A 17,801-nucleotide genomic window follows, 5' to 3' on the forward strand; every position below is an offset into this window, starting at 1 on the left:
GCCGTCTACGCCACCCACGCCGTCCACCGCATCCGCCGCACCCCCATGCACCCGGGACAAGGCCGACGGCCCCCCGCGCGCCGTGTCCGCCGCCGCGTACAGCTCCGCGGGGCGGACGCCGCCGAGGGCGGTGATCAGGTGGCCGTCGGGGCGGATGAGGAGGACGGCGTGGGCGCCGGCGCCGGGGTAGCGCTCGGCGACGAGGAGTTCGCCGCGTACCGGCAGGGCCGTCACCGCGGCGGCGAGGCGGGGCATGACCCCGGCGGTCATCCAGTGCCGGCGTTCCCAGACGCCGGTGCCGGGGGCGACGAGGACGACGAGGAAGTTGCCGCGCCCGAGCCGGTCGCGGAGGCGGGCCGTCGTGCCGTCGGGCACGGTGACCGGGACGTCGGCGACCGGAGCGCCGGGCGGGGTGACGGTGGCGACGGCCGACGGTGAGGAAGTGTCCGGTGAGAGAGGGGAGTTGGCGTAGGAAGGACCGGCACCGAGGGGGCCGCGGCCCACGTGGCCGTCGGTGAGGAGGGCGTCGTGGCCGCGGGCCGTACCGGGGACGTAGGCGCGCAGGCCGCCGCCTCCGCGCAGTATCGGCAGGGCCTGGTCGGCGGCGCGCAGGCGGGCGGCGACGGTGCTGCGGCGCTCGGCCTGGTAGCTGTCGAGGAGGGCGTCGGACTCGCCCTGGTGCCAGCACTGGGCGAGCTTCCAGGCGAGGTTGTCGGCGTCGCGCAGCCCTTCGTCGACGCCCTGGGTGCCGAGGGCGCCGAGCAGATGGGCGGCATCCCCGGCGAGGAAGCAGCGGCGCGAGCGCCAGGCACGGGCGAGGCGGTGGTGCACGGTGTGGACGCCGGTGTCGAGCAGGTCGTACGGCGGGGTGCTGCCACCGCACCAGCCGGCGAGGGTGTCACGGATCTTTGACAACAGAACTTCGGGAGTGACGAGTTCGCTGCGGGCGGGCAGCAGCCAGTCGAGGCGCCAGGCACCCTCGGGCAAGGGGCGTGCGGTGATTTCGGTGGCGGCGCCCGGCCACGGCGGGAGACGGTGCAGTACGGCCTCGCCGGGCCAGGGCAGGTCGGCGCGCAGGGCGGCGACGGCGTGCCGTTCGACGGCGGTGCGGCCGGGGAAGCGGATGTCGAGGAGCTTGCGCACGGTGGAGCGTGGGCCGTCGCAGCCGACGAGGTAACTCCCGCGCCACCAGGTGCTGTTGGGGCCGCGGGTGTGGGCCGACACTCCGTGGGCGTCCTGCTCCAGGGAGTCGAGGCGGCTGTCCGGCGAGAGCTTGACGAGCCGCTCGTCGGCGACGGCCTCGCGCAGGGCGGAGGTCAGGGTGTGCTGGGCGAGGTGGACGGGGGCGGGGCTCACCTCGTCGACGGTGAACGCGTGCCGGCGCATCTCCTGCTTGCGGCGGTAGGAGCGCCAGCCTGCCCAGCGGGCGTCGGAGAAGTCGCGCCCGGTGAGCCGGGCGACGAGGTCGGCGGTGTCCTCGCGGAGCACGGCGGTGCGGGCGAGGCGCTGTTCGTCCTTGCCGGGGCCCTCGTCCAGGACGATCGACGGGACGCCGGCGTGGGCGAGTGCGAGGGAGAGGGTGAGCCCGACGGGTCCCGCTCCGACGACGATCACCGGGTCCACGGCGCGGCGCCTCCTGCCAGGGATGAGGCCTTGAAGGGCGTGCTGGTACTGGCAGTTGGAGCGGGGTGCGCGATCACAGAACGTATGCAACCTATTGCCGGTGCTTGCGTCAAGTGACGGAGGCAGCGACGTGACGCCGCTGCCTCCGGGTTTGTTCAGTTGTGTCGACGGGGCGTCAGTTGTCCTTGCCCGGTGTCTTGTCGGTGTCCGTCGCCTTGTCGATGACGACCGTCTCGCCGCGGGGGTCGGGCACGATCACTGCCGCGCCCGGAGCGGGCGCCACCTCGGAAGCCGTCGGCTCCTTGGCCGAGGCCACGTTGATCCCCGTCTTGGCCCGCCGCCCCCGCTTCTCGATCCACGTCGCGAGCCACGAGAGCACCATGCAGAGCCCGATGTAGATCGCGCCGAAGACGGCGACCGTCTGGACGAACGGGTAAACGCCGTTGACGGGCGTGTTGTTGGCGATCAGGCGGGCCGAGTGCAGCAGCTCCGGGTAGAGGATCATGAAGCCGAGCGAGGTGTCCTTGAGGGTCACCACGAGCTGGCTGATGATCGTCGGCAGCATCGAGCGGATCGCCTGCGGGAACAGCACCAGCGTCATGACCTGGGACTTGCGCAGGCCGATCGCGTACGCCGCTTCCTTCTGGCCCTTCGGTACGGCGTTGACGCCGGCGCGCAGCACCTCCGCCTGGACGCAGCCGTTGTAGATCGTCAGGCCGACGACGAGGGCCCAGAACGGGGACATCGTGCCGAGGATGCCGACCCACAGGGCGAAGATCGTGATCAGCAGCGGGATCGAGCGGAAGAGGTCGATGAAGACGACCGCGATCCACCGGACCGGCTTGTGGTCGGAGAGCCGTGCCACACACAGGACGACCGCGAAGACCAGCGAGAAGACACCGGCGAGCGCGAACACCTGAAGGGTGGCGAGCAGCGCTTCGAGGATGTTCTGGCGGATGCCCGCGTAGTTGAAGATGTCCCACAGGGCGGGGTCGAACTCGCCCTTCTCGTTCAGGCGCAGGATCACCCAGGCGATGCCGCCGAGCAGTGCGGCGCTGCCGACGACGGTGTAGATGATGTTGCGGACCCGGGCCTTGGGGCCGGGGGCGTCGAAGAGAACGCTCGCGCTCATCGGGCGACCTCCAGGCGGTGCTCCAACAGCCGGAAGAGACCGTTGATGGCGTACGTGACGATCAGATACGCGAGGGTGATCCAGAGGAAGATCACCGCGATGTCGTAGCCGTCGTTGCTCAGGGTCTTGGAGACGTTGAACAGGTCGACGTTGTTGAAGGCACCCGCGATCGCCGTGTTCTTCGTCAGGGCGATGAAGATGCTCGACAGCGGCGGCACCACGGTGCGGGTGGCCTGCGGGAGCACGATCAGACGCATCGTCTGCGTGAAGGTCATGCCGATGGAGCGGGCGGCCTCGGCCTGGCCGAGCGGCACCGTGTTGATGCCGGAGCGCACCGCCTCGGCCACGAACGCGGAGGTGTAGAAGCCGCAGGCGGCGGTGGCGAGCAGGAAGGAGTCGAGGTCGGGGAAGAGGACCTTCGGCACCACGAAGAACGCCACGAGGAACAGCAGCGTGAGCGGGGTGTTCCGGAGCAGCGTGACCCAGAGGGTCCCGAATATCCGCAGCGGCGGCACGGGCGAGACCCGGAACCCGGCGATGATCACGCCGAGCACGATGGCCACCAGGGCGCTGGCCCCGGTCAGCTTCAGGGTCCCGATGAACCCCTCGCGGAACAGCGACAGGTTGTCGAGCAGTACGTTCATGAATTCTCCGCGAGGGGTTCGCGACGGTCGCAGGTCTTCGCGACGGGGCCCTGACGCACAGGGACGGGTCCGGCAGCGAGGCGCACATGGATCGCCCCGCCCCGCCGCGCCCGAGGGTGCGTACGGAGCGGGGCGGACAGCATTACTTCGGGTCGGTGAAGGCCGGCGGGTCCTTGTACTCGGAGCCGGACTTGCCGAGGGTGGCGTCGTACGCCTTCTTGTAGTCGCCGTTCTCCGTGTGCGCCGTGATGGCGTCCGCGACGGCCTTCTGCAGGGCCGCGTCGCCCTTCTTCAGGCCCACGCCGTACGGCTCGTCCGAGAAGGTCTCGCCGACGACCTTGAGCTTGCCCTCGTTCTGCGCGGCGTAGCCCATCAGGATCGCGTCGTCGGTGGTGACGGCGTCGATCTGGTTGTTGAGGAGCTGGGCCACGCACTCGGAGTACTTGGACAGCTCGGTCACCTTGGCGCCGTACTTGGGCTTCTTGATGTTCTGCAGCGGCGTGGAGCCGACGATCGAGCAGACCTTCTTGCCACGCACGGTCTCGGGGCCCTTGATGTCCTTCTCGTCCTTGCGGACCAGGAGGGAGGCGCCGGCCTGGAAGTACGGGCCGACGAAGTCGACCTGCTTCTTGCGCTCGTCGTTGATCGTGTACGTGCCGATCATCAGGTCGACGTCGCCCTTGGAGACCGCGGTCTCGCGGGCACCGGAGTCGACGGTCTTCCACTCGATCTGCTTCTCCGAGAAGCCGAGGTCCGCCGCGATCATCTTGGCGATCTCGATGTCGAAGCCGGAGTATTCCTTGGTGGACTGGTCCTGGAAGCCCAGGTACGGCTGGTCGGCCTTGGCGCCGATGATCAGCTTGCCGCGCTTCTTGGCCGCTTCAAAAACCGGGGAGTCGACCTTGGCGTCCTTGTTCACCTCGTACGAGAGGGACTTGGTGTCCGAGGTGTCCGGACCCTTCGGCTTGTCGCCGGCGGAGCCCGTCTTGCCGCCACAGGCGGTCGCGGTCAGGGCGAGGGCGGCCACGACGGCCGCGGTGGCTGCGGTTCTGCGGAGCTTCATGGTGCACATCCTTCGTGTCGTCAGGTGCTGAGGAGACGTGTGCGGGCGGGAGCCCTTCAGGGAGGAAGCCCTTGAAGGAGGGAGTCCTCGAAGGAGGGAGCCCGGCGCAGGGACGTCGGCGGGCGTCCGGGGCCTGGAACCCCGGCGGCCGCGGGTCCGTCAGTGGTGCAGGATCTTCGACAGGAAGTCCTTGGCCCGGTCGCTGCGCGGGTTGCTGAAGAACTCGTCGGGCGTGGCCTGTTCGACGATCCGGCCGTCGGCCATGAAGACCACGCGGTTCGCGGCGGAGCGGGCGAAGCCCATCTCGTGCGTGACCACGACCATCGTCATGCCGTCCCGGGCGAGCTGCTGCATCACCTCGAGCACCTCGTTGATCATCTCCGGGTCGAGCGCCGAGGTGGGCTCGTCGAAGAGCATGACCTTCGGGTCCATCGCCAGGGCACGGGCGATGGCGACGCGCTGCTGCTGGCCGCCGGAGAGCTGCGCCGGGTACTTGTCGGCCTGGGTGCCGACGCCGACACGGTCGAGCAGGGCGCGCGCCTTCTCCTCGGCCGCGGCCTTCTCCACCTTGCGGACCTTGACCTGGCCCAGCATCACGTTCTCGAGCACCGTCTTGTGCGCGAAGAGGTTGAAGGACTGGAAGACCATGCCGACGTCGGCGCGCAGCCTGGCCAGCTCCTTGCCCTCCTGGGGGAGCGGCTTGCCGTCGATGGTGATGCTGCCCGACTCGACGGTCTCCAGACGGTTGATCGCACGGCACAGCGTGGACTTGCCGGATCCGGACGGACCGATCACCACGACGACCTCGCCGCGGTCGATGGTCAGGTCGATGTCCTGGAGCACGTGCAGCGCGCCGAAGTGCTTGTTGACGTTCTTCAGCGCGACCAGCTCGTCCGCCGCGGGCGCGGCGTCCTTGGTCACTGATACTTCGGCCATGGGGGTTCTGGCTCCATCCTCCTCGGTTGAAGAGGACAGTAGTAATGCCGTACGACCAGCGTCATTACATCTGAGGGGAAATTGAGCATAACGATCCGGCCGCAACCGGACACTCCGCGTGAAGAGGGCGCCCCAGCTCCGTACCGGCTGCATAACGGAACCCGGCCGTGACCCGAAGGCTCTTGACGCCGTCCTTATCCATCAGCGTGACTGCCTTGGTGCGTCTCGCGTGCGCGCGCAGGCTGTGCGCGCGCAGACTGCCCGTGCCGACGGAACGACCGATGAACCGAAGGGAGCCGGAATGAGGCTGTTGCTCGTCGAGGACGACAACCATGTCGCCGCCGCGCTCTCGGCGGTGCTCGCCCGGCACGGCTTCGAGGTCGTGCATGCGCGGAGCGGCGAGGAGGCGCTGCGGGCGCTGCTTCCGCCCGATGCGGACGATCCCGACAGATCCGCCAAGTCCGGCTTCGGGGTGGTGCTGTTGGACCTCGGACTGCCCGACCAGGACGGCTACGAGGTCTGCGGCAAGATCCGCAAGCGCACCACCACACCCGTGATCATGGTGACCGCCCGCGCCGACGTCCGCAGCCGCATACACGGCCTGAATCTCGGCGCCGACGACTACGTGACCAAGCCGTACGACACCGGTGAGCTCCTTGCCCGGATCCACGCCGTCAGCCGCCGCACCGTGCCCGAGGAGGCCGGTGCTCCCGCCGACGACTCGCTGAGCCTCGGCCCCGTACGCATCGAACTGCCCACCCGGCAGGTGAGCGTGGCCGGGCAGAGCGTCCAGCTGACCCGCAAGGAGTTCGACCTGCTCGCGCTGCTCGCGCAGCGGCCCGGTGTGGTGTTCCGCCGGGAGCAGATCATCAGCGAGGTGTGGCGCACGAGTTGGGAGGGGACGGGCCGGACCCTTGAGGTCCATGTCGCCTCGCTCCGCTCCAAGCTGCGCAGCCCCGCGCTGATCGAGACGGTGCGCGGGGTCGGCTACCGCCTCGTCGCCCCCGCCCAGGCCTAGGCGTTCGGTGCGGACCCGTCTCCTCCCGCTGCTCATCGTCCTCATGGCGGGTGTGCTGCTCGCGCTCGGCTTTCCGCTCGCGGTCAGCCTCGCCGCGGCGCAGCAGCAGAAGGTGGTCATCGACCGCATCGACGACACCGCCCGGTTCGCCGGACTCGCGCAGTACGTCACGGAGCGCCCGACCGGCTCGCGGCGCGCGCAGAAGGACGAGCGGCTCGCCACCCTTGAGAACCAGCTCGTCCGGTACCACGACGTGTACGGCATCAGGGCAGGCGTCTTCTACCGCAACGGCGACGTCATGGCCAGCGCGGACCACTTCCAGGTCCCGGAGAGCGGTGAGGGCGACGAGGCCTTCCGGGAGGCGCTCGCCGGGCGCGGCAGCCACGACCCGAAGCAGGTCTGGCCCTGGCAGGACCGCCGGTTGTACGTGGCGTCCTCGGTGATCCGGGACGGAGACGTCGTCGCCGTCGTCGTCACCGACTCGCCCACGGAGAAGATGCGGTCCGAGACACGGCACGGCTGGTGGCTCATCGGCGCGGGCGAGGCGGCGGCGATGCTGCTCGCGATCGGCGCGGCGCTGCGGCTGACCGGCTGGGTCCTGAAGCCCGTACGCGTACTCGACGCGACGACGCACGACATCGCGACCGGACGCCTGAAGTCACGTGTCGCGGCGGCGGGCGGCCCGCCCGAACTGCAACGCCTGGCACGGTCGTTCAACGAGATGGCCGACCACGTGGAGGACGTGCTCGAACAGCAGCGGGCGTTCGTCGCGGACGCCTCGCACCAGCTGCGCAATCCGCTGGCGGCGCTGCTCCTGCGCATCGAGTTGCTCGCGCTCGAACTCCCCGACGGCAACGAGGAGATCGCGTCCGTACGCACCGAGGGCAAGCGGCTCGCACAGGTCCTCGACGACCTGCTCGACCTGGCCCTCGCCGAGCACGCCCCCGCGGATCTGCGGCTCACGGACATCGGGGAGCTGGCCGCCGAACGCGTCGACGCGTGGCGGCCGCTGGCGCAGGACCGCGGGGTGGAGCTGCGCTACGAGGGCCTGGCTGCGGCGACCGCGTGGGCCGACCCGGTCGCGCTCTCCAGCGCCCTGGACGCGGTGGTCGACAACGCGCTGAAGTTCACGCCGGCGGGGGAGTCGGTGACGGTGACCGTCGCGTCCAACGGCTCCTCCGCGACGATCGTCGTGGCCGACGGCGGGCCGGGGCTCACGGAGGACGAGCTGGAGCGGGTCGGGGATCGGTTCTGGCGGAGTGGGCGGCACCAGAATGTGAAGGGGTCGGGGCTCGGGTTGTCGATCACTCGGGCGTTGTTGGCGGCGGGTGGGGGGTCCATCGCGTACGCACCCAATGAGCCGCGCGGGCTGCGGGTGACGGTCACGGTGCCGCGCACGGGTGGGTAACTGGGGGCTCCGCCCCCAGACCCCTGCTCCTCAATCGCCGGAGGGGCTGAAAGATCCGCCCCTCCGGCGTTCGAGGGGAGAACTCAGCGAGCGAAACGCAGCGTCACCAGCTCGAACGGCCGTAGCGAGAGCCTCACTTGACCGTCGTCGAGCTCGTACCCCGACGCCCCCTCCAGCGGACGCTCAAGCAGGTCCGTAGCCGTCACCGAACCGGCCGGGAAGCCGAGGCGCAGGCTCGTAAGGGCACGCCCGCCCGCAGCCTCGTACAGCCGTACCACCACATCCCCCGAACCGTCGTCCGCCAACTTCACAGCGCTGAGTACGACCTCGTCGAGGTCCACCGACACCAGCGGTCCGACCGGCCCCGACCCGAGCACCCGCCGTTCCGGCACGTTGATCGCGTAGCCCTCACGGACCGCGTCCGTGACCGTCGCGCCCGGGGCGAGCGCGTAGCCGAAGCGGTGGACGCCCTGGTCGGTCTGCGGGTCGGGGAAGCGCGGGGCGCGAAGGAGGGAGAGGCGGACGGTCGTCGTCGTACCGGGGTTGCCCGTCGCGGCGGGGCGGACCGTGCGGGTCACGTCGTGGCCGTACGTCGAGTCGGTGACCAGGCCCACGCCCCAGTGCGGCTCCGCCACGTGCACGAAGCGGTGGTTGCACGCCTCGAACTTGGCGGCCTCCCAGCTGGTGTTGGTGTGCGTGGGGCGGTACAGATGCCCGAACTGCGTCTCCGCCGCGTACCGCTCCGCGTGCACATCGAGCGGGAAGGCCGCCTTGAGGAACTTCTCCGTCTCGTGCCAGTCGACCTCGGTGTCGATGTCGAGGCGCTTCGCGTCAGAGGGCAGCGACAGCGTCTGCCGCACCCGGCTGTCGCCGAAGCTGCGCGTCACCGTGACCGAACTCCCCTCCACCGTGAGGGAGTCGACCTGTGTGAGGTCCGTGACCACATTGCGGTAGAACGCGTCGACGTCCCACGCGTCCCACATGTTCGGGAAGTCCGGGTGGATCTGCAGCAGGTTGGCCGCCTCGCCCGGAGCGACCGTCTCGCGGTCCGCCGCGATGTCGTACGCCGAGACGACCAGACCGCGCTCGTCGATCTCCACCCGCAGCAGGCCGTTGTCCAGGACGTGACCGCCGTCCGGGCGGGCAGTGACCGTGACCGAGCTGGTCTCCACCAGCGGACCCGCCGCACCCGCCGCCACCCCGCCGCGCGTGTGCGCCGCCGCGTTGAAGACCAGCTCCGTGTCGCCGTCCCCGGCCAGCGCGCGCTGCGCCGCCTCGACGATCCCGGTCAGCTCCTCGGCGACCGCCGCGTACGTCTGCGCCGCCTCGCGGTGCACCCAGGCGATGGACGAGCCGGGCAGGATGTCATGGAACTGGTGCAACAACACCGTCTTCCAGATGCGGTCCAACTGCTCGTAGGGATAGGCGAATCCGGTGCGGACCGCCGCCGTCGCCGCCCAGATTTCCGCCTCGCGCAGCAGGTGCTCGCTGCGGCGGTTGCCCTGCTTGGTCTTCGCCTGGCTGGTGAGGGTCGCGCGGTGCAGCTCCAGGTACAGCTCGCCGACCCAGACCGGCGGCTCCGGATACTCCGCCTCGGCCTTGCGGAAGAACTCGGCGGGCTTCTCCCACTCGACCGTCGCCGAGCCTTCAAGCGACCTCATCCGGCGGGACTTCGCGATCATCTCGCGGGTCGCGCCGCCACCGCCGTCGCCCCAGCCGGTCGGCGCGAGCGAGTGCCGGGCGACGCCCTTGTCCTTGAAGTTCCGTGCCGCGTGGGCGATCTCGCTGCCCTTCATGGAGCAGTTGTACGTGTCGACCGGCGGGAAGTGCGTGAAGATCCGGGTGCCGTCGATGCCCTCCCACTGGAAGGTGTGGTGCGGGAACTTGTTGATCTGCGACCAGGAGATCTTCTGGGTGAGCAGCCACTTGGAGCCCGCCGCCTTGATGATCTGCGGCAGGCCCGCGGCGAAGCCGAAGGTGTCGGGGAGCCACGCCTCCTCGTTCTCGACGCCGAACTCCTCGATGAAGAACCGCTTCCCGTGCACGAACTGCCGCGCCATCGCCTCCGAGCCCGGCATGTTGGTGTCCGACTCCACCCACATGCCACCGGACGGTACGAAGCGGCCTTCGGCGACCGCCTTCTTGACCTTCGCGTAGACCTCCGGGCGGTGCTCCTTGATCCAGGCGAACTGCTGGGCCTGGGACATGGCGAAGACGAACTCGTCCTCGCTCTCCAGGAGGTTGGTCATGTTGGACGTCGTCCGCGCCACCTTGCGGACCGTCTCCCGCAGTGGCCACAGCCACGCCGAGTCGATGTGCGCGTGCCCGACCGCGCTGATCCGGTGCGCGGAGGCGTCGGCCGGAGCTTCGAGCACCCGCTTGAGGTGTGAACGGGCCGCGACCGCCGAACCGCCCACGTCCTGCAGGTCCACCGCGTCCAGGCAGCGGCCGACCGCGCGCAGCAGCTCCCAGCGCCGGCCGTTCTCGACCGGCAGCTCGTGCATCAGCTCGCCGACGACCTCCAGGTCCTGGATCAGCTCCCACACGTCCCGGTCGAAGACCGCGAGGTCCATCCGCGTCAGGACGTAACACGGCTCGTCGCCCGCCGTGTCCCTGTCGCCCAGGTCGGTCGGCCGGAACGGGTTGTCGCCGAGGATCACCGGGTTGGACGCCGCCTCCAGGCGCCACTCGACGCGCTCCCCACCCGCGACCGGGTCGCCCACGCGCACCCACTGATTGCGCGGGTTGACCGCCTTGAGGGGCTCGCCGTCCGGCGTGTAGACGAGCGCCTCGCACTGGAAGCCCGGCATCCGCTCGTCGAAGCCCAGGTCGAGCACCGCCTCCACGGTCTTCCCGGCCCACTCGGCGGGCACCTCGCCGGTCACCTTGAACCAGGTCGTCGCCCACGGCGCCCCCCACCGCGTACCGACCTCGATCGGCGTGTGCGAGGCGGCCAGGCCCTCGGCCACCGGCACCGGCTCGCCCGGCGCGACCCAGGCCTCGACCGCGAGCGGCACCGACTCGGGGTACACGGCGGGGCGGATGCGCTCGTCGAGCACACGCTTGAGGCGGGCCTCTACGAGGGCGCGGTCGTCATGCATGGGGGCTCCGTATCTGTTCGACGTATCTGTTCGACTCTGTCCGGCGGACTCACTCGGTGTCGGGGATGTACGAGGAGGGGTTACCAGGGGTGGGCGACCGCAACCGTCTCGGAGGCGGTGAACAGCTCTCCCACCGCACACAGTTCGAACCGCACCGCGCTCTCGCCCTGCTCGGCCCTGAGTCCCCGCACGTACGCGGCCCGCGCGCACGTGCCGGTGAGGAAGCGGCGGGCGCCGTCGGGCAGGACGCGGTGGAGTTCGTAATGGCGTACGGGACCGGGCGCGGGCTTCCAGGAGAGGCGGAACTGGCCGTCGCCGGACGACTGGTCGACCTTCAGGCCGGAGGGCGCCGCGATCTCCTCCTGCGCGTCCCGGACGGCGAGCGCGCCGAGCCGCCACGTGACGGGACCGCCGGACGAGGTGAGGCGTACGGCAAGTCCGTGCACCGTGCCGCTGCCGCCGAGCGAGCCAAGCCGCACCTCGGCCTCGGACCAGCCGCCGGAGTCGGGCTTCCCCACGGGCAGGAACGCGTACGGGAGCGGATCGCCGGCCTGGTCCGGCTCCCGCAGGGCCACGCCGAGCTCGACCGTCACGGGGCCGCCGGACTCCACCCGCTGGGCGAGGCGGACGACGGTCGACGGGCTCAACGGGAGCCGGGTGGCGTGCAGTTCGACCGTGGTGGGCGCGTCCAGGGTGCCGTCGACGCGCAGGCTGGAGCCGCCGCGCCAGGCGTCCGCGAAGTCCAGGGCGACCTTCGGGCGGGCGCCCTCGGTGCGGACCACCCAGCGGCGTCCGGGCAGCCGGTCCTGGAGGCCGAGCTGGTTCCAGGCGGTGTCCGAGCGGACCTGGCCGTCCTCGTACCACTTCAGTCCGTGGCCGGTGTTGAAGGAGCAGGCGAAGGGGAGGCCGGTGACCGTCGAGCGGTCGGCGACGGCGGACGCGGGGGCGCGCCAACTGCCGCCCGGGCGCGCGGGGTCGAGGGACTCGCCGGTCCAGAAGCGGTCGTCGGCGGCGTGGAACTGCTCGGGCGTGCGGTCCTCGGGCAGATGGTTCCGGGTCCACTCGGGCCGGTAGAAGCCGTACGACACGACCGGGTCGGCGTCCGGCGGGAGGACCGCGTCCCAGTCGACGGAGGTGTTCCAGCCGCCGGACTCGACGTCGACGCCCGCCCACAGCTCGTAGCGGTCGCGGTCCAGGTCCTGGGCGAGGCGGCCGGAGGCGGCGAGCTTCCCGGTGTTCCAGTTGAAGTTGACGAACATCGAGTCCGAGGCGAGGAAGAAGTCCTGGTTGGCGGCGTTCAGCTCGTCCTGCCAGTCGACGGAGCCGTTCCTCGTCATCGCGTCGTACCAGGTGATCCGCAGCCCGTGCGGCTCACCGAGGCGCTTCAACTCCTCCAGGAACGCCAGCATCCGGGCGCCGAGCTCGGCGTCGCCGCCCCCCGTCTCGGCGTTGACGAACCAGCCGTCGAAGCCGTACGCGGTGGCCACCCGCACCATCTGCTCAGCCACCGGGAAGCGGCCGGACGCGTCCCGCTGCACCAGCTCACGCGTCCACCGCAGCTGACCGCCGTACGCGGCCGGGGGCAGGAAGACGTTGCCGAGCACGGGGACGCCGTTGCGGTGGGCGGCGTCCACGACCGGGGCGTTGGGGGCGAGCACGATGCCCTCGGCCGAGGACCCGCCCCAGAACACCAGCTCGTCGATGTACGCCCAGTGGGTCAGGGCGTAGTGGTCGGCGGTGGCGGCGCCCTGCGCGGGGTTGCCCGCGGTCGGGTGGAACGACACCAGGGAGGCGATCCGGGCCCGGTCGGCGCGGGCCGAGGTGTTCACCGGAACGGGCGTGAAGCGCTGCGCGAGCGGCACCGTCGAGCGGTTGAACGCCAGGTCCGCGTCGCCCTGAGGGGTCCAGTCGAGCAGGGAGCGCCAGACGACGCCCTCGCCCGGGCTGCCGGACGGGAGCGAGTCGGGGAACCAGTAGGACGCGTACGGCTGCAGGTCGTCGGCGGAGGCGGGCCGTCCCGTCGCGGCCGTCGCCCGGGTCGCGGGCGTGAGCAGCGCGGCGGCAGCGGCGGCCGAGGTCAGGACGACGGTGCGGCGGGTGGGGTGGTTGCGGGTCATGGCCGGGGCTCCTCGGTGGGGGAGAGTTCAGACGACCTCGTCGGGGGTGACCGTCGCGGTGATGCCGCGCGCGGCCAGGTGTTCCTTGTCGTGCGTGTACTCGGCGAGGACCACGGCGGGCCGTACGCCCTGCGCGGTGAGGGCGGCCCAGGCCTCGAAGAACGCACCGCCGGGCGCGCACACCGAGCGGTCGGGGGCGGTCACCGGGTCGGTGTCCAGGACCAGCGCGGTCGTACGGGGAGCGGGCCGGTGTTCGCGGCCGCGCCACTCCTCGACGATGCCGGCGATAGCCTTGCCCGCGGGTTTCACGGCCCGGTCGACCGTCAACAGGCCGAGCGAGTACTCCAGTTCGGGGAAGTCGGCGAGCCCGCGCGAGACATCGTGCGAGCACCACCAGGTGACGCCCCACACGTGCGCGCAGTCCAGGGCGTTGGCGACCGTCGCCTCGGTGAAGTGCGCGGCGTGCTCGGCCGGGATGTGCGGCGCGGGCGCCCCGACCTCCTGCAGCCACACCGGCCGGTGCGGATCGGTGTGCCAGGCACGGGCCAGCTCGATCAGGTACGCGGCATGGTGCTCGGTGGCCGTGCCGGTGCGGCCGTGCCGCTGCGCCGTGCCGTTGAACACCCAGGAGTGCACGGCCGTCGCACCGCCGATCCGGGCGGCCTGCGCGGGCGTGAAGGGGTGCCCGTCCTGGTACCAGGCGGCGTCGTACTCGGCGTGCAGATGCAGCCTGCCGGGCGCCCCGGCCTCGCAGGCGGCCAGCATCCGCTCCAGCCAACTCGCCGCCTGCTCAGGGGAGATGCGGTCCGGGTCCGGATGCGGATCGTACGAGAACTGGTTGACCTCGTTGCCGACGGTCATGCCGAGGAAGTTCGGCCGGTCGGCGAGCGCGGCGGCCAGGGTGCGCAGGTACTCCTCCTGCCCGGCGACGACGTCCGGGTCGGTGAAGAGGTTCCGCCGGTGCCAGGTCCGGGTCCACGCGGGCAGGAAGTCGAAGCTGGACAGGTGGCCCTGGAGCCCGTCGACGTTCACGTCGAGCCCGCGCTCGGCGGCCGCGTCGGCCAGGGCGACCAGCTGCTCGACGGCGCGGGGGCGGATCAGGGTGCGGTTCGGCTGGAACAGCGGCCACAGCGGGAAGACCCTGATGTGGTCGAGCCCGAGCTGCGCGATCGAGTCGAGGTCGGCCCGTACGGCATCGAGATCGAAGTCGAGCCAGTGGTGGAACCAGCCTTGCGTGGGCGTGTAGTTGGCGCCGAAGCGGGGGGAGGCGGCGTGCGTCATGGAGCCCCTAGTTCGAAGGTGTACATGGAAGGGGGCCGAGGCGGTCGGTCAGCCCTTGACCGCCCCCTCACCGACCCCCCGGAAGAAGAACCGCTGGAGGCAGGCGAACATCACGATCAGCGGGAGTACGGCGATGATGGTCCCGGCCGCGACCAGGCGCTGGTCGTGGGCGAACGTGCCGTGCAGATAGTTCAGGCCGATGGTGAGCGTGAAGTTGGACTGGTCGCTCAGCACGATCAGCGGCCACAGGAAGTCGTCCCAGGCACCCATGAACGCGAAGATCGCGACGACCGCGAGAGTGCCCTTCACCGAGGGCAGCGCGATCCGCCAGAACCGCTGCCAGGCGTTGGCCCCGTCCACGTACGCGGCCTCCTCGACCTCGTACGGCAGGTTGGCGAACGCGTTCCGCATCAGCAGGACGTTCATCGCGCCGATGCAGGCGGGCAGCACCACACCGAGCAGGGTGTTGTTGAGCTGCAGCTCCCGCATCGTCATGAACTGGGCGATGATGATCGACTCGACGGGCACCAGCATCGCCATCACGAACACGACGAGCGCGGCCCTGCGGCCCCGGAAGCGCATCCTGGCCAGGGCGTATCCGGCGAGTGCGGCGCCCGCGCAGTTGGTCAGGACATTGGCCGTGGCCACCTTCAGGGAGTTCAGGGCGAAGTCCCAGACGGGGATGAGGTCGGCGACCTTCGCGTAGTTGTCGAGCGTCGGGTCGCCGGGGAGCAGCTTCGGCGGGTAGCTGTAGATGTCCTCCGCCGGGCCTTTCAGGGACGTCGACAGCTGCCACAGGAACGGGCCGACCATCAGCGCGAACACCGCGAGCAGCAGGGCGTACCGCAGCACCAACTGCCCTGCGGGCAACCGGCGTCCGCTCTGCCGCTGCTTCTCGTCGAGCCGCTCGCGGCGGCGCTCCTCGCGGCGGCGGCCCCCGCGGCGGTCCTCGCGTCGCGTCGGGGGCCGCGAGGCGGTGAGCGTACTCATGCGTCCTCCTTGCGGTTGGCGCGCAGCACCAGCAGCATCAGGCCGAGGGTGATCACGAAGACCACCACGGAGATCGCCGAGGCGTAGCCGACCCGGCCGCTGAGGCCCGTGCCGACCTGCTGCACCAGCATCACGAGCGTGGTGTCCGCGCCGCCGGGGCCGCCGCCGGGGCCGGCGAGCAGATACACCTCGGAGAAGACCTTGAAGGCGTTGACCGAGGACAGCGCGGCGACCAGGACCATCGTCGAGCGGACCGCCGGGACGGTCACGGTGAAGAACCGGCGCACGGCTCCTGCTCCGTCCACGGCACAGGCCTCGTGCAGCTCGCGGGGCACGTTGGTGAGCGCCGCCAAGTAAATGATCATGTAGTAGCCGAGGCCCTTCCAGACCGTCACCAGCATCGCGCTGAGCAGCAGCAGCCACTGGTCGCTGAGGAAGGACACCCTGCCGAGACCGAGCGCCCCGAGCACGGAGTTGACCAGGCCGCGGTCGTCGAGCATCCACACCCAGATCAGGCCGACGACCACCACGGACGCGACCACGGGCGTGTAGAACGCCGAACGGAAGAACGTGATGCCGGGCAGGTGCCGCTGCACCAGGAGCGCGAGCAGCAGCGGCAGGACCACGAGCAGCGGCACGGCGCCCAGGACGCTATTGCGCAGCCCGGTCCAGAACATGTCGTCGTGGATCAGCTCCTGGTAGTTGGCGCCGCCCACGTACTGCCCGTCGATCAGCGTGCGCTCGTCCGTGAAGGAGCTGATCACCGTAGAGACGAACGGATACAGGCTGAACCCGCCGACGATCAGCAGGCCGGGGCCGAGGAACAGCCAGGGGCTGGAGGGGAGATGGGTGCGGATACGGCGGCTGGAGGGGAGATGGGTGCGGATACGGCTGCTGGAGGGGAGATGGGTGCGGATAAGGCGGCTCATCTGCGGTACGTCCCGTCTCAGCCCGCGCTCTTCAGGAGCCGGTCGCACTCGGCCACGGCGTCGTCCAGGGCCTGCCGCGGGGACTTCTCGCCCTGCATGGCCTTGGCGACCTCGTTGCGCAGGACCGTCTTCATCTGGTCGCTGAACAGCACCGGGGTGTAATTCACCGCGGTCTTCAGGGACTTGGCGGCCGCGACCCGCACCCGCGTCTCGTCCGTGCCGTCCTCCTCGGTGAAGAACGGGTCGTCCAGGCTGCCCTCGGTGGACGGGAAGACCGTGACCTCGTGCGCGAAGTCCATCTGGTTCTCGGCGTTGGTCAGGAAGTGCGCGAACGCGACGGCCGCCGGCTTGACCTCGCTCCGGGCGTTCACCATCACGCCCTGCACGTACATGTTGTCCTTGCCGGTGTTGCTCACCGCGGGCGTGATGCCGATGTTCTTGTAGAGGCTCGGCGCCTCCTTCTTGAACTTGCCCAGGTCGAGGGCGCTGCCCGGGTTCATGGCGATGGACTGCTGCTGGAACTTGCGGCCCGTCGCCTCGGCCTCGTTGGTCAGGGCCTGCGAGTCGAGCGCGCCCGCGTCGTACAACTCCTTGTACTTCTTGAGGAGTTCGACGCCCTTCGCGTCGTCGAAGGTGAACTTCGTGCCCTGCTCGTCCATGAGCGGGACGCCGTAGCGGCCGAAGTCCTCGATCGCCGGGGCGTTGCCGAGCATCGCGATCCTGCCCTTGCTCCGGTCCGCCATCTCCTTGGCGTCCTCGAAGAGCCGGTCGTACGTCGTCGGCGGCTTCTCGGGGTCGAGGCCCGCCTCCTTGAAAAGCTTCTTGTTGTAGAACATCGGGCCGGTGTTCAGATACCAGGGAAAGGCGTACGTGCCCTCCATGCCCGGGATCCGGTGGCTCTTCCAGGCGCCGTCGAGGTATTCGTCCCTGTACTGGCCCGCCGCCTTGTCCAGGTCCAGGGCGAGGCCCGCCTTGGCGAGCGGGACGGCGAGGTCGGGGGAGACGTTCACGACGTCGGGCAGGGTGCCGCCGGCGGCGTCGGCGCTGAGCTTGTCGGCGTAGTTCTCGGCGGGCTGGTCGATCCACTCGACCTTCGTGCCCGGGTGCTTCTGCTCGAAGTCGGCGATGAGGCCCTCGAAGTACTTCTTGAAGTTGGTCCTGAGGTTCCAGGTCTGGAACTTGACCGTGCCCTCGACCTTGCCGGACGCGCTGTCCGAGCCGGCACCGCCGGACGCCCCGCAGGCCGTCGTGAGCAGTGCGCACGCCGTGGCGATCGCGGTCGCGGTGGCGGCACGGCGGGCCGTATGGCGCTCTTGTCGACGGGATATGCGCATGGCTTGCGGCTCCTCTGGTCGGACCGGAAACAACTTGTATGCGCGCAACCGAAGTTCTACTAATGCGGTTTAGCGGTGTCAATGGGTCTGGCTCAACCGGCGTTTTCCTGCTGGTTGTTGACCGGGCCTGAGGTGAGACAGGGCTTGAGGACCTAATGCGGTTTAGCTTAAATTGCGCGCACCGGTGATCCCGCCGCGACGTAGAGCAAGAAGCACGAGGAGCCC

General features: G+C 70.2%; 12 protein-coding genes and 1 pseudogene. 2 read left to right on the top strand and 11 right to left on the bottom strand.

Translation table 11 applies throughout. The features are described 5' to 3' along the window. Positions 1-36 precede the first annotated feature (36 nt). The 5 genes and pseudogenes from RCO28_RS13305 to RCO28_RS13325 all read right to left on the bottom strand — a co-directional run. Positions 37-1,623 (bottom strand): annotated as a pseudogene (locus tag RCO28_RS13305) (FAD-dependent monooxygenase); the annotation flags it as partial. A gap of 175 nt (positions 1,624-1,798) precedes the next feature. Continuing rightward, entirely contained in the window at positions 1,799-2,755 is a 957-nt protein-coding gene (locus RCO28_RS13310) for an amino acid ABC transporter permease (protein ID WP_308941277.1), read from the bottom strand. Further along, positions 2,752-3,399, bottom strand: a complete 648-nt coding sequence (locus RCO28_RS13315; RefSeq protein ID WP_308941278.1) for an amino acid ABC transporter permease — start codon at positions 3,397-3,399, stop codon at positions 2,752-2,754. The genes RCO28_RS13310 and RCO28_RS13315 overlap by 4 nt, the downstream gene beginning before the upstream one ends. Before the next feature lie 142 nt (positions 3,400-3,541). Further along, entirely contained in the window at positions 3,542-4,462 is a 921-nt protein-coding gene (locus RCO28_RS13320; protein ID WP_308941279.1) for a glutamate ABC transporter substrate-binding protein, read from the bottom strand. Positions 4,463-4,621: 159 nt separating this feature from the next. After that, complete coding sequence (locus RCO28_RS13325; protein WP_282538203.1) at positions 4,622-5,398, bottom strand: amino acid ABC transporter ATP-binding protein; 777 nt, start codon at positions 5,396-5,398, stop codon at positions 4,622-4,624. A 301-nt stretch (positions 5,399-5,699) separates the two neighbouring features. On the opposite strand from RCO28_RS13325, the gene RCO28_RS13330 reads away from it, so the two are divergent. Together RCO28_RS13330 and RCO28_RS13335 are read left to right on the top strand one after the other, a co-directional pair. Beyond that, entirely contained in the window at positions 5,700-6,416 is a 717-nt protein-coding gene (locus RCO28_RS13330; RefSeq protein ID WP_308941280.1) for a response regulator transcription factor, read from the top strand. Positions 6,417-6,423: 7 nt separating this feature from the next. After that, positions 6,424-7,824 carry a HAMP domain-containing sensor histidine kinase gene (locus RCO28_RS13335; RefSeq protein WP_308941281.1) on the top strand — a complete coding sequence of 467 codons (1,401 nt, stop codon included), beginning with the start codon at positions 6,424-6,426 and terminating at the stop codon, positions 7,822-7,824. 83 nt (positions 7,825-7,907) lie between these two features. Here RCO28_RS13335 and RCO28_RS13340 read toward each other — a convergent pair whose 3' ends face one another. From RCO28_RS13340 to RCO28_RS13365, 6 genes are all read right to left on the bottom strand, one after another. Beyond that, positions 7,908-10,925 (bottom strand): glycoside hydrolase family 38 C-terminal domain-containing protein, encoded by a 3,018-nt coding sequence (locus RCO28_RS13340; protein ID WP_308941282.1) that lies wholly within the window; start codon positions 10,923-10,925, stop codon positions 7,908-7,910. A gap of 80 nt (positions 10,926-11,005) precedes the next feature. After that, positions 11,006-13,042: an endo-beta-N-acetylglucosaminidase gene (locus RCO28_RS13345; RefSeq protein WP_308941283.1), complete on the bottom strand. Its 2,037-nt coding sequence runs from the start codon at positions 13,040-13,042 to the stop codon at positions 11,006-11,008. Positions 13,043-13,069: 27 nt separating this feature from the next. After that, complete coding sequence (locus RCO28_RS13350; protein ID WP_308941284.1) at positions 13,070-14,323, bottom strand: glycosyl hydrolase; 1,254 nt, start codon at positions 14,321-14,323, stop codon at positions 13,070-13,072. 48 nt (positions 14,324-14,371) lie between these two features. Beyond that, the gene (locus tag RCO28_RS13355; RefSeq protein WP_308941285.1) at positions 14,372-15,313 is read right to left on the bottom strand and encodes a carbohydrate ABC transporter permease; all 942 of its coding nucleotides are present in this window, start codon (positions 15,311-15,313) and stop codon (positions 14,372-14,374) included. Next, positions 15,310-16,242 carry a sugar ABC transporter permease gene (locus RCO28_RS13360; RefSeq protein ID WP_308941286.1) on the bottom strand — a complete coding sequence of 311 codons (933 nt, stop codon included), beginning with the start codon at positions 16,240-16,242 and terminating at the stop codon, positions 15,310-15,312. The genes RCO28_RS13355 and RCO28_RS13360 overlap by 4 nt, the downstream gene beginning before the upstream one ends. 17 nt (positions 16,243-16,259) lie before the next feature. Then, positions 16,260-17,576 (bottom strand): sugar ABC transporter substrate-binding protein, encoded by a 1,317-nt coding sequence (locus RCO28_RS13365; protein ID WP_308941287.1) that lies wholly within the window; start codon positions 17,574-17,576, stop codon positions 16,260-16,262. Between the last annotated feature and the right edge of the window lie 225 nt (positions 17,577-17,801).

This window comes from Streptomyces sp. LHD-70 (assembly GCF_031157275.1).
Lineage (GTDB): Bacteria > Actinomycetota > Actinomycetes > Streptomycetales > Streptomycetaceae > Streptomyces.

Excerpts from the sequence above, each read along its gene's own strand:
- RCO28_RS13355 (WP_308941285.1), bottom strand. The coding sequence starts at position 15,313 with ATGAGTACGCTCACCGCCTCGCGGCCCCCGACGCGACGCGAGGACCGC.
- RCO28_RS13310 (WP_308941277.1), bottom strand. The coding sequence starts at position 2,755 with ATGAGCGCGAGCGTTCTCTTCGACGCCCCCGGCCCCAAGGCCCGGGTC.
- RCO28_RS13345 (WP_308941283.1), bottom strand. The coding sequence starts at position 13,042 with ATGACCCGCAACCACCCCACCCGCCGCACCGTCGTCCTGACCTCGGCC.
- RCO28_RS13360 (WP_308941286.1), bottom strand. The coding sequence starts at position 16,242 with ATGAGCCGCCTTATCCGCACCCATCTCCCCTCCAGCAGCCGTATCCGC.
- RCO28_RS13330 (WP_308941280.1), top strand. The coding sequence starts at position 5,700 with ATGAGGCTGTTGCTCGTCGAGGACGACAACCATGTCGCCGCCGCGCTC.
- RCO28_RS13350 (WP_308941284.1), bottom strand. The coding sequence starts at position 14,323 with ATGACGCACGCCGCCTCCCCCCGCTTCGGCGCCAACTACACGCCCACG.
- RCO28_RS13320 (WP_308941279.1), bottom strand. The coding sequence starts at position 4,462 with ATGAAGCTCCGCAGAACCGCAGCCACCGCGGCCGTCGTGGCCGCCCTC.
- RCO28_RS13315 (WP_308941278.1), bottom strand. The coding sequence starts at position 3,399 with ATGAACGTACTGCTCGACAACCTGTCGCTGTTCCGCGAGGGGTTCATC.
- RCO28_RS13365 (WP_308941287.1), bottom strand. The coding sequence starts at position 17,576 with ATGCGCATATCCCGTCGACAAGAGCGCCATACGGCCCGCCGTGCCGCC.
- RCO28_RS13340 (WP_308941282.1), bottom strand. The coding sequence starts at position 10,925 with ATGCATGACGACCGCGCCCTCGTAGAGGCCCGCCTCAAGCGTGTGCTC.
- RCO28_RS13325 (WP_282538203.1), bottom strand. The coding sequence starts at position 5,398 with ATGGCCGAAGTATCAGTGACCAAGGACGCCGCGCCCGCGGCGGACGAG.